An 11,347-nucleotide genomic window follows, 5' to 3' on the forward strand; every position below is an offset into this window, starting at 1 on the left:
CGGATCAGTTGTCTGAGGCCACCCGTGAGCGCATTATGGCGGCTGCGAAAGCCCGCGGCTACCCGGGGCCGGACCCGACGGCGCGTTCGTTGCGCACCAAACATGCTGGTTCCTGGGGTGTGGTGCTGACCGAACATCTGTCTTATGCCTTCGAGGACATGGCTTCGGTGGATTTCCTGGCCGGAATTGCCGAGTCCACCCACGGCACCGATTTTTCGTTGACTTTGATTCCCGCGGGCCCGGACACGCTTGCCGACGCCACCACTAACGCAGCCACCGCAGCCGTGAACCAGGCCGGGGTGGATGGTTTCATTATTTATTCTGTGGCTGCGAATGATCCCTATTTGCGGGCTGCCCGTGCGCGTGGGTTGCCGGTGGTGGTGTGTGACCAGCCGACGGATTCCGGCGCGCCGTTTGTGGGCATTGATGACGACGCCGCGATCCGCCCGGCCGCCCGCGCCGTGTTGGAAGCGGGCCACCGGCGCATCGGTGTGTTGTCGATCCGGCTGTTCCAGCAGCGTGTTGATGGGGCTGTGGCTGCCGCCGATATTCCTGGGGCAGACATGCACGTGCAGCGCGGGCGGGTGTCCGGGGTATTGGATGAGTGTCGGCGCGCCGGGCTGGATCCGGCGCAGATCCCGGTGATTTCACGGCATATTAACGACGCCGATAATGCGCGCAGTGCCGCCCGCGAGATGCTGGACACGCACCCGGAGCTGACCGCGATTATCTGCACTACTGATTCCATGGCTTTGGCAGTGTTAAATGAGGCCCGTGAGCGCGGGATTTCGGTTCCGGAACAGCTTTCGGTGACTGGTTTCGACGGTATCGCGGAAGCTCGGCATGCTGGTTTGACGACGATCATCCAGCCGAACAAAGCCAAAGGGGCTGCGGCCGGGCGTGTGTTGCGTGGGCTGATCGACGAGCCGGATAGTACGCCTGTGCGCAGGATTTTGGGGACTTCGCTATATCCCGGTTCTACGGTGGCTCTGCCACATAATTAGAACATGCTTGCTATGGAAATTGCGCAGAATCTGTAGTTATGTGAGCGGTAGAAGGCAGAATATCGACGTGATGGAAAGGAGGAAATGATGGCCGTTCGCCATATCCATCTGACAGAAGAAGAAGCCGCCCGGCAATTACAGGATTTAGAGGCAAGCGTGGAAGGTGGAATCGAAGAATTTGAAGCACGCGCTTACACGTATAGCCTTTCGCCGAAAGAAGCGGGTGTGTGGGACCGGATTGAAACTTTAAGGTGGTTGCTTGGCATTGAGTAGTGCTGATGAAAAATTGTTAGAGGCTAAAGCTGATGAGCTGGCTTGGACATTGACGGATGCGCTGGAATATTTTGCTGACAATGACTTTGTTCTTGAAACCGTGATTGCGCAATCCGCACGCGGTGATTCCATTGTTATTCAGTTCGCGCAGAAAGAAGACTTACCCAAAGTGGTGAAGTTGAAGTCTCGGGGGTGGCCGGTTTTAGGCCTGGGGATGAAGATTAATTGCACTTGGGATTCTCAAGGGAAGCATCTAGCGGTTGAGAAGTCCTCGATTCGTGTGATGCCTTATGGCAGTGATACCGAAGCACCGTTGTTTCGTGTGGAGTACGTCAAGGATCAGGATTCTCACCGCCCGAGTTCGCACATTCATGTCCATGCGCATCGTGATGAGTTCACGCATCTCATGGGCTTTGCTTCCAAATTTGATGTTGAGCGGACAAAGAAAGTGCGTAATTATTTTCGGCGGGGCACGCGGCTATCAGAATTGCATTTCCCTACTGGTGGGCATCGCTTTCGGCCATGCTTGGAAGACGTCTTGGAAATGCTGCGCGTGGAGTTCAAGCTTGATGTTGATAACAGTAAATGGCAGCAACACCTACGTACAGCGCGTGAAAACTGGCGCAGAACACAGCTGGCTGCAGCGGTAAGGGATTGCCCGGATGAGGCGCTCCGTGTACTTGTCGACGAATACGGGATGCCGGAGCCAATTGGTTGGACATTGCCGGAATTCGACACGGCTTGGCAGAAAAAGTTTGCCCGCAGCTAACCGGCTGCACGTAGCAGATTGCATAAAGTTGCCGTGTCAACTGCATGTTCTTCTCCCGTGATCTGTTATTGAAAATTGCACCCAGCCCCAGTGTGTTCTGCTTCTTAGAATTGGGATTTTGCACAAAGCAGAATCCAATTATGACAAGGAGAGTGCACATACATGCGCGCTGTAACCATCCATGCTGCCGGCGATATCCGTGTTGAAAACGTCGCCGATTCACAACTAGAAAAACCTACCGACGCCGTCATCAAAGTTGCGGCGGCTTGCGTGTGCGGCTCTGATCTGTGGCCGTACCGTAGTGACGAAGAGGTAAACCCAGGTGCTCGCATGGGCCACGAATACGTCGGCCAAGTCACCGAAATCGGTTCCGAGGTTCAGGATATTCAGGTTGGCGACTGGGTTGTTGGTTCCTTTGTTGCCAGCTGCGGTAAATGCGAAATCTGCCAGGCGGGCTACCCCTCTGGCTGCTTAAACCGCGAATTTATGGGCGGCGTGGGCACCCAGGCGGAATATGCTCGTGTCCCGCTTGCCGACGGTACCCTGGTGAAATTGCCTGCCGAACCAAATGAGGACCAGTTGCGTCACGTGCTGGCTGCCTCTGATGTGCTGGGTACTGGCTGGTATGGCGTAGATGTTGCCGGTGCTGGTGCAGGCAAGATTATCGGCGTGGTCGGCGATGGTGCCGTGGGCTTGTCTGCGGTTTTGGCTGCCAAGCAGTTGGGCGCGGAGCGCATTGTGGTCTCTTCCCGCCATGAATCGCGCCAGGAGCTGGCGAAGAAATTTGGTGCCACGGACATCATTCCGGAGCGTGGTGAGGAATTTATTGAAAAAGTAAAAGAACTGACCGACGGTGTGGGCCTGCATGGTTGTGTTGAGGCTGTGGGCACGGACGATTCGATGAAACAAGCCATTGGTGCTACCCGCCGCGGCGGCAATGTGGGCTTCGTTGGTGTTAGCCATGGGGTGCAACTGGATGGCAAGGATTTATTCGCTTCGTTGGTTTCGTTGGAAGGCGGCCCGGCTCCAGTGCGCAAATACCTGCCAGAATTGGTTGATTTAATCTTTGCGGGCAAGATCACACCGGGTGATGTTTTCGATAAAACTCTGTCACTGGACGACGCCGCCGCAGGTTATGCCGCTATGGACCGTCGTGAAGCCATCAAGGTCATGCTTAAGCCGTAAACGGTGTCATTTTCATTAACGTCCGCTTGTTGAAAATATATCGGCAATGATGTTTAATGAAAATGTACTGAAAACGAGGCGGAAAGGATGTCAGAAAATGACTCACGCAATCCACGAAGAGCACACCCACCAGCACGGCCCAAACTGCGGTCACGTTGCCATCCCGCACGATGATCACGTCGACTACGTGCACGACGGCCACCTGCACCGCGAGCACGACGGCCACTGGGACGAGTGCGAAAATGAGCAGCACCAGCCACACGAAACCCACGAGCACGAGCACGGCCCAAACTGCGGCCACGTTGCCGTGCCGCACGATGATCACGTGGACTACGTGCATGACGGCCACCGCCACGCCTTCCACGATGGCCACTGGGACGAGCACTAAATCCCTCGCCGCAGCCTTTGCCCCTTGGCTGATTAAGCCCTAGCGAGGTACCTGCCGCGCCGGGCCGCCAGGTCCTGCAATACATTCGCCACCTCGTCAATATCTGCGACCCGGTGGCCCGCGCAGGTAGCACCGGCCCCGACCTTGATGCCCACATCATCGGGGCCGAGCACGGCGAAGGCATTTTCGTCGGTGACATCGTCACCGAGAAACACCACGGCATCTGCCTGTAAGCGCTGTTTTTCGCGCTGCAGCCAGGTGCCTTTTGTGATTTCTAGGGCGGAAAACTCCACCAAATTTTTTCCGGGGGTGACGGGGAAGCCGCGTGCAGCAACCTGGCGGGCACGTTCTAAGATCTCTTGTGCAGCCGCTGGGTCCTCCACCGCCAGGGGAGCAACATGAAATACCCGCTGGAATGGCTTATTTTCCACGTAGGTGCCCGGGTGTTGCGCGGCTAAAGCCTCCAGCTCGGCGCCGACGTCGTCTAAGAAGTTCTGTTGTTTCGCCGTCAGTGGCACCGTGGCCCCGTTGCGGTCTTCTGCTCCGTGCGAGCCAACCAGCAATATAGGCGGTGCCAGCGGGCATACTTTTTCTAAACCAGCCACGTGTCGGCCGGATAGCACCCCGACGGTGGTGTTGGACAGCCCGGATAGCTCCCGCAGTGCTTGTAGCGAGCCCGGGTGGGCGTGCACGGCATAGGGGTCAGGATCAAAACCCGCCAACGTGCCGTCGAAATCGGAGACGACTAGCAGGCGGGGGCTTTCTGCGGCTGCCACAAAAGCCGGGTGTGTGGCCAGAGAGTGCGGGGTGTTCATGCCCCACATGATAGTGGCTCGGCGGGTGGCCTACTACAGCACGAACATGCGCAGTGCAGGTGAATTGATCGGCTGTCCGTCGTCAAGCTGCATGACTAGCTCGCCGCGGCTGTCAAAGTGCAAGGCGAAGCGGTTGCCGGACTGCAACAAGCCGGCAATGTGGCTGTGTACCCAGGCGGCGGTTCCGGTGCATTCGGTATCGATTTCGTCGCTGATTACTTCATTGAGCAGCACAAAGCTGGCATCACTAGCGGCGACGGACGCGCCGGAGTCATCGCTGAAACTCACCTGGGCCTGCAGTGGTGCGCAGCCGGTGTATCCCGCCATGCTGTTCTGGCTAAAGCCTAGGCGCGGTACACCGGCGATATCGGTTGGTACTTCGGTGGGGTCTTCGGGCGCGGAATAGATGTGGGTGATCTGCCATGTGGAATCTAATAGGGCGCCGGTTTCTTCGTTCCCGCAGGCAGCTAAGCCCACACTGGCGCTGAGCAGCACCCCGGCCAGCACTTGTCGACGCCTGGGATTCGCGCTGGGGTTCGGGCTGTGGTTGTGGCTGCAGCTGCGCCTGCGGCGAAAGCTCAGTCTCATGGGCGCTCACCACTTCCGGCAGCGAATTTGCTCGGGTTGAGTTCTTCCGAGCCGAACCTATCCAAGTTGGACAGGAAAGATTGCGCCCACCGGGCTACGTCGTATTCCAACACGTGGGCGTGCATGTGCTGCATACGGTCCTGCATGCGCTCCGGGTGCTCGCGTAACCCGGCCACGGCGGTGACCATCGCGGCTTTGATCGATTCCATATCGAAAGGATTGCACAGCACCGCCTGCGGTAATTCGTTGGCTGCGCCCGCAAATTCGGAAAGCACTAGCGCGCCGGTGCCGTCGTTGTGGCAGGCGACGTATTCCTTCGCCACCAGGTTCATGCCGTCTTTAAATGGGGTGACCACCATGACATCGGCCAGGCGGTAGTAGCGGCGCAGTGTTTGTTTGGGCACGCTGGTGTGCTGGTAGTGCACCACGGGGTGGCCGAAGGTGGAAAAACGTCCGTTGATGCGCCCGACGGTTTCTTCCACCACCGAGCGGGTTTTGCGGTAGTGCTCGATGCGTTCACGGGAGGGGGTGGCCAGTTGCACGAAGGATACTTCGCGCGGATTCAGCACCCCGGCTTCTAGCAATTCTTCAAAAGCTTGTAGTCGTTCGACGATGCCTTTTGTGTAATCCAGCCGGTCCACACCTAAAAACACCATCTGTGGGTTGCCAAGAGCTGCCCGTAGGCTCGTGATTTCTGCAGCATCGGCGTCTGTGAATTCCAGCTGTGCTGCAGAATCCAAAGAGATAGGGAATGCAGCCACCCCAACCTCGCGGGAATCCGGGGTGGTGATGCGTGCAGTAATTTCCCGCAAACTCGCAGTACCTGTTGCAGAAAAACCCTGCCCCCGCGGCGCCGATTCCAGGCTATCGCGGGCGTCATGGTTGGAGACCCCATATCCTGCAGCCACTAGCTGTAAGAAGTGGTTGGCATCGGTGGTGAGCTGAAAGCCCACCACATCGGCGCCCAATAGTCCGCGGATGATTTCGTGGCGCCAGGGCAGCTGCCGGAAAATATCTGGGTGTGGGAAGGGGATGTGTGCAAAAAACCCGATGCGCACGTCCGGGCGTAGTTGGCGCAGAATGCCGGGGACTAATTGCAGTTGGTAGTCCTGCACCCACACGGTGGCCTCGGGTGCGGCTACGGCGGCGGCGTGTTCGGCGAAGCGTGTATTGACTTCGCGGTAGGCCGTCCACCATTCGCGGTGGTAGGTCGGGGGAACAATCAGGTCGTGGTACAGCGGCCACAGGGTGGCGTTGGAAAATCCTTCGTAAAACGCCTCGTAGTCGTATTCTGAAAGCGTGACCGGGTGCAGCAGTGCCCCGGCGTCGTTGTAAAACGGTTCGGGGCTGGCATCAGCCACACCGGGCCAGCCAACCCAGCAGCCTTGCCGGGATTCTAAAATGGGGGAAAGCGCAGAGACCAGCCCGCCGGGCGAGGCTTTCCATTCTGTGGTGCCGTCGGCGTTGCTGAGCAGGTCCACGGGCAGGCGGTTCGCGACCACCACGAAATCATGCGCGCCGACGCCGTGCCCGTTGTGCCCAACATTCACCGTGGTACCTCAATCACCGTTTTGCTCAATCACCATTTCGTTTATTCACCGTGCCACCGTTCCGGCAGGCTTAGTCAGCAGATTTCTTGGCTGTGGATTTCTTGGTGGCCTTCTTGGAAGTCTTTTTTGCAGACTTCTTCGCGGTTTTCTTCGTCGATTTCTTGGAGGCCTTCTTAGCAGTCTTTTTCGTCGACTTTTTGCTGGACTTCTTGGTGGCTTTCTTCGATGCCTTCTTGGAAGTCTTTTTGGTGGTCTTTTTGGCCGTGCCGGAGCCTTCTGCGGAATCGTCTGCCGGCTGTGGGTTTTGCTCGGCCAAAACCTTGGAGTGCACGAGCCCTTCTGGTTCTACACCCAGCATGCACATCAGGGTCACGCCATCCATGAAGTCTTCGGCGTAGGTGGCAACGATGCGCCGGGCGGCAGAAGCGGTTTGTTCTTCGACTGCCTGTTCTTGTTCTACTTCGGGATGCTTGTCAGTGACCTTTGGTGGCATGGAGTGCTTCCTCCTGGAACGGTATCGTTTTTGGGTCTGCTGTGCGTTTTACCTACAACGCTGTGCGTCTTACCTACAACTAGGCCATTCTACGCTATGTGTGGTCGGTTTTGCGCTGTGAGGTCTGGGTTTGTGAGGGCCGTGTTTGCGCGGCGTGCGCGTCGCTGTTGACGTTGGTGCTTGCCGACGCCTGCTTGCCCGCGTTGGTTCCGCTGTTGCCGCGGGGGATTCGCCGTGCTGCGGAGCTGCCTTTGGCGGCGGCTTTGGCGGCCTGGCGGTAGGAGAACCGTCCGGCGCGTTGCACTGCGGCGTAGGCCCGGTACGAGCGGGGGCGGCGCAGGTTGCGGGCTACTTTTTCGCCGAAGACCACACCGGCTGCCAGGGCTGCGGAGATGGCGATGGCGCCACCGGCATTGGAAAAGCCGACGATGGCTTGTTCGTTGATCATCGCGTACATGCCGCGGTAGAGCATCAAACCGGGAAGCATGGGGGTATAGCCGCACACGGCGACGATTAGTGGTGGGATTTCATAACGGCGAGCCAGCAAACCACCGGCCAGGCCGATGATTCCGGCCGTGACACCCGAGGCCAGCACCACGCCGGCGCCAAGGGGCACCATGATGCCGTAGTAGAAGACCATGCCAGCACCGGCGGTAGCACCAGCCACCGCCACTGCGGAACGGCGCGCCTGGCACGCGAAGGCGAAACCGGCAGAAGAAAGCGCGCCGAGCACAATGCGCAGTGGGATCTCGTGTGCGTTTGGTGGGCTGGTGTGCTCTAGCGGTGGTAGCTGCCAGCCGACCAGGATGGCGAATTGAATGCCTAGTGCCACGCCACCGACGATGGCGCCGGTCATCAGAATGGCTTCGAATAAGCGCGCTGCCGAGGAAACCGGTGCGCCGGTAATGCCATCGACAAAGCACTGCACCAGCGTCAAACCTGCCACCAGCACGATGATGCCGGAAGCAATCAGGTAGGACGGCGAGAAGGTCCAGCCGATATTGCCCGCGAAGGTATAAAACCCAGCTGCGGGCACCGTGGCGATGAATCCGCCCACCACGTTTTGGTAAAACGCGGGCAGCCGGAATTTCGACAGCCAGGAGTTGGTGGCCATGATCGCAAACGAGATGATGAACGCCAGGATTCCCACTGCGGCGTCGCCACCGAGCATCACGGATACACCGCCGCCCAGCATGCCCCAGCCGACGTTGACCATCTTCGGCGAGTGTGGCGGTACTTCGGCCATGATGTTGTCGAGGATTTGCTCGGCGCGCTCTGGCGGGGTGGCACCAGATTGGATGGAGCGGATTAGCCGGTCCACGGCGGTGAGTTTGGAGAAGTCCACCGTCAAGTCTGGTGCCACGCGGAAGACGTTGACGGGGATGCGCTCGTTGATGGTGCCGATATTGGCGTGGATGGTGATGGTCTTTGTGGTGATATCCACGTGTGCTTGGTACAGGCCGTAGGCGCTAAGCACGGAGTGGATTTGTGCGCGCACGTCTGAGTTGGAGTTGCCGGATGAGATCAGGATTTCCCCGATGCGGGCGGCGATTTCCATGACTCCGGTCAGGTGCGCCGGGTTGGTGAGATCCACCGGTGCCAGCGGCGATGGTGGCGGTGCGGCTTTGGCGGCGTCGACGGTGGATATTTTGGAGCCGGTGCCCCGCAGGTTTGTTTTCAGGTTGTTCAACCAAGACACAGTGGCTATACCTCATATCGCGCGGTTGCTGGGGTGGTCAGTACAGTCTGTGGGGATTTTACATGCTTTGGCGATGTGGCTTTCTGCTCGGAAGAGTGCCCTGGCTGGCGGGGTAATTTTTCTCTTGCCGACGCCTGGGCTAAAGTGTTTTCTCGTGCCCCGCGCATACCGCAATGCTGTGTAGATGCAGCAGTGATTCAGTAGTAGTTGCGAGAAACGGTTGCACGGTGCTGGAGTGGCGCAATTGGTAGCGCAACGCACTTGTAATGCGTCGGTTGCGAGTTCGAGTCTCGTCTCCAGCTCATTATTCCCCTGGCGGGGTTGCTTACCGCCAGGGGAATTACTGTTATTCTCCCTCGGCTAGTAATTCATCCCCACGCCTTGTGCGTCTATCTGTGGCTTTGTTGATTCTCCGGCGTTACAGGAATGTAATTTATATCAACAAGCATAAAGATTTTTTGTTCTATTATTGTTCAACATTTTCGGGAAACTCACAGCTAAGAGCTCCTTATAGTTTGATAGAGTGCGGAAATGTAACGCGAAAACCAAGGTATGCTGCGCGGTTTCAGCCGAATCAGCCTTGCCGATCTCTGAAAAAAGCCTGTATCTTGTCGTTAGCAAGCTTGTTGTCCAGCTTGAAGTTCCCTGACCCCAAAGATGGGGCGACGTCTGATTCCCGGAAGGAATTACTTTGAATCACCAAATTCCCATGAACAAGGCTGTGCGCCGTAAAGGCGTTACCATCGCGGCCGCTGCTCTTTCGGTGGCGCTGGTTGCACCATTCGCCCAGTCCGTTGCCTACCCTGAAATCACGGCTGCGGCGCAGGCGCAAGAAAATGTCCGACAGGAGCTTACCCTCAAGCGGAATCCTCCAGTTTTTTACGCGGAGGATAAGATGCGTGGTACTGAAGGTACACCGCGTAGTGGTTCTGCGCGCCATGTTCGCAGCACGGGTGTTTTGGCTGACACTTACTTTCCGGCTGGAACGAAGTTTGAGCTTGCCGATCCTTCGTGGACCTTCAACAAAGGCGGATGGTTCGGATGGAATAAAAACAAGGATGGAAGCATCAAGAGCGCAGGGCCGGGTGCCCCATCTGAGATGCAAAACCCGCAAACGGGAAGCGCTTCCCCTTATGTAGTTGAAGATACCGGCCAGGTGCTATTTGGACTTGGTGCGCTAGCTAGGTTCGGCGACCGCATGATGATCCCGATGCGTGCGCGGTATTCTGCAAAAGATCCAGAAACTGGTCAGACCCGTGAATATGTGTGGCGTTTCGAGCAAGGAATTCAAGTTGGTGACAAAAATGCACCTGCGGATGCATCCGAGGCTACTTGTGCACCCGGGGAGCACTGGGTGAACCCACCTGCGAACCTAAATCAAAATATTCTCGGTCACGACATGACCAAGGCAACTCAAATTGAAGTTCAAGGCGGAGCGGCGGAAGCAACGCCTCCGACCCTGAGCGGCCCAATTCTTTCAGGAGAAGACTCGATTTCGGGAAATGCGGATGGAACTGGTGCACTCCAGAGCCGCCGCGCAACCATTACGGTAAAAATTCCTGGCATGGAGCCGTTAACCACCAGGGCTGGTATTGCCGGTCGATGGTCAGTTTCGCTTCCAAAGGGCGAGACTTTTAAAGACGGTCAAGAAATCTCCGTCACGCGAACAACTCATGATGGCAAAGAATCGCAGGCGGTTAAAGCAACCGTCGGCGACGGTCAGAATAAAGACCGCGTTGCGCCACCAACGCTCAATCCGGTCGTAGCCGGAGCTGAAACTATCTCTGGACTACGTACCGGCTATGCTCCGGTGTTCGTAAAATTCCCTGGTAAAGATCCAATTTGGGCAGGTCCAAAGGAAGATCACGATTACCGTTATGGGGTGTGGTCGATCAAGGTGCCGAGCGACGTGTCGTTGAAAGCTGGCGATAAGATCGAGGTCACCGCTGGGTACGGCGGAATTACCCTCGGCTCGCGCAACACCGGTCAGCTTGGGAACCTTGGAACCGGTGCGTCGAACTACGGTTTCTTGAACGAGGTTTCGGGATTGAACGGTGGATGCTATAAAGATGGCGAAACGCCGAAGGAAAATCCTTCCCAGATTGACCTGAAGTTGACCCCAGAGGGTGATATTGATGGTCAAGTGGGCCAGCCGATTGATCCGGTTGGGGTCAGCGTCACGAACCAACCTGAGGGGACAAAGGTTAAAGTCGACGGCCTGCCAGATGGCTTGACCTATAACCCTGAGACCAAGCAAATTGAGGGTACGCCGACAGCGAAAACGCCAGAGGGTGGAACTGAAGCGACGATCACTCTCGTTGATGAGGAAGGAAACGTAGTAAAGAACGCTGCCGGTCAAGACGTCTCCTCGAAGATCCGCGTCACGATTTCGCCTGAAGAAGAAGCCCCGACTGCTCCTTCTATTTCTGGTGATGCTGCTGAGGGTGGCAATGTCATCCCTGAGGGTGAGCCGACCCAGATTGGTCAGAAGGTTGCTAATCCGACTGAGGGTATGAGCGGTACCGTCACTGTTGATGGTCAGCCTGTTGATGATGCGACGGTAGCTGTTGATCCGCAGTCTGG

The 11,347-nt window shown here is 57.2% G+C and carries 11 protein-coding genes and 1 tRNA gene; 7 read left to right on the forward strand and 5 right to left on the reverse strand.

Annotation, left to right across the window (positions count from 1 at the left end):
- The 5 genes from A5774_RS01160 to A5774_RS10780 form a co-directional block, all read left to right on the forward strand.
- A partial coding sequence (locus A5774_RS01160) for a LacI family DNA-binding transcriptional regulator (protein ID WP_064833076.1) occupies positions 1-1,004 on the forward strand: 1,004 nt, incomplete at its 5' end.
- 84 nt (positions 1,005-1,088) lie between these two features.
- Positions 1,089-1,277, forward strand: coding sequence for a hypothetical protein (locus tag A5774_RS01165; protein WP_027018181.1), 189 nt, complete (start codon positions 1,089-1,091; stop codon positions 1,275-1,277).
- Positions 1,264-2,046, forward strand: coding sequence for a hypothetical protein (locus A5774_RS01170; protein WP_156519511.1), 783 nt, complete (start codon positions 1,264-1,266; stop codon positions 2,044-2,046). The genes A5774_RS01165 and A5774_RS01170 overlap by 14 nt, the downstream gene beginning before the upstream one ends.
- Before the next feature lie 162 nt (positions 2,047-2,208).
- A complete protein-coding gene (locus A5774_RS01175) occupies positions 2,209-3,231 on the forward strand; it encodes an alcohol dehydrogenase catalytic domain-containing protein (RefSeq protein WP_064833078.1) in 1,023 nt (340 codons plus the stop codon).
- 97 nt (positions 3,232-3,328) lie between these two features.
- Entirely contained in the window at positions 3,329-3,619 is a 291-nt protein-coding gene (locus A5774_RS10780; protein WP_082936040.1) for a hypothetical protein, read from the forward strand.
- A gap of 32 nt (positions 3,620-3,651) precedes the next feature.
- On the opposite strand, the gene otsB is transcribed toward A5774_RS10780, so the two are convergent.
- The 5 genes from otsB to A5774_RS01205 form a co-directional block, all read right to left on the reverse strand.
- A complete protein-coding gene (gene otsB, locus A5774_RS01185) occupies positions 3,652-4,434 on the reverse strand; it encodes a trehalose-phosphatase (RefSeq protein ID WP_064833083.1) in 783 nt (260 codons plus the stop codon).
- A 33-nt stretch (positions 4,435-4,467) separates the two neighbouring features.
- Positions 4,468-5,022, reverse strand: a complete 555-nt coding sequence (locus tag A5774_RS01190) for a hypothetical protein (protein WP_156519512.1) — start codon at positions 5,020-5,022, stop codon at positions 4,468-4,470.
- On the reverse strand, positions 5,019-6,572 hold the full coding sequence (locus A5774_RS01195; RefSeq protein ID WP_064833081.1) for a trehalose-6-phosphate synthase: 1,554 nt from the start codon (positions 6,570-6,572) through the stop codon (positions 5,019-5,021). The genes A5774_RS01190 and A5774_RS01195 overlap by 4 nt, the downstream gene beginning before the upstream one ends.
- 70 nt (positions 6,573-6,642) lie before the next feature.
- Positions 6,643-7,065 carry a hypothetical protein gene (locus A5774_RS01200; protein WP_021352422.1) on the reverse strand — a complete coding sequence of 141 codons (423 nt, stop codon included), beginning with the start codon at positions 7,063-7,065 and terminating at the stop codon, positions 6,643-6,645.
- A 94-nt stretch (positions 7,066-7,159) separates the two neighbouring features.
- Positions 7,160-8,764, reverse strand: a complete 1,605-nt coding sequence (locus tag A5774_RS01205) for a threonine/serine exporter ThrE family protein (protein ID WP_064833082.1) — start codon at positions 8,762-8,764, stop codon at positions 7,160-7,162.
- A 229-nt stretch (positions 8,765-8,993) separates the two neighbouring features.
- On the opposite strand from A5774_RS01205, the gene A5774_RS01210 reads away from it, so the two are divergent.
- Both A5774_RS01210 and A5774_RS01215 read left to right on the forward strand, forming a co-directional pair.
- Positions 8,994-9,066: transfer RNA gene (locus A5774_RS01210), tRNA-Thr, on the forward strand.
- 389 nt (positions 9,067-9,455) lie between these two features.
- The coding region (locus A5774_RS01215; RefSeq protein WP_156519513.1) for a putative Ig domain-containing protein at positions 9,456-11,347 on the forward strand (1,892 nt) is incomplete at its 3' end.

This window comes from Corynebacterium sp. EPI-003-04-2554_SCH2473622, assembly GCF_001665955.1.
Lineage (GTDB): Bacteria > Actinomycetota > Actinomycetes > Mycobacteriales > Mycobacteriaceae > Corynebacterium > Corynebacterium pseudodiphtheriticum.

Coding starts and splice junctions, on each gene's coding strand:
- A5774_RS01190 (WP_156519512.1), bottom strand. CDS start 5,022: ATGAGACTGAGCTTTCGCCGCAGGCGCAGCTGCAGCCACAACCACAGC.
- A5774_RS10780 (WP_082936040.1), top strand. CDS start 3,329: ATGACTCACGCAATCCACGAAGAGCACACCCACCAGCACGGCCCAAAC.
- A5774_RS01175 (WP_064833078.1), top strand. CDS start 2,209: ATGCGCGCTGTAACCATCCATGCTGCCGGCGATATCCGTGTTGAAAAC.
- A5774_RS01200 (WP_021352422.1), bottom strand. CDS start 7,065: ATGCCACCAAAGGTCACTGACAAGCATCCCGAAGTAGAACAAGAACAG.
- otsB (WP_064833083.1), bottom strand. CDS start 4,434: ATGAACACCCCGCACTCTCTGGCCACACACCCGGCTTTTGTGGCAGCC.
- A5774_RS01165 (WP_027018181.1), top strand. CDS start 1,089: ATGATGGCCGTTCGCCATATCCATCTGACAGAAGAAGAAGCCGCCCGG.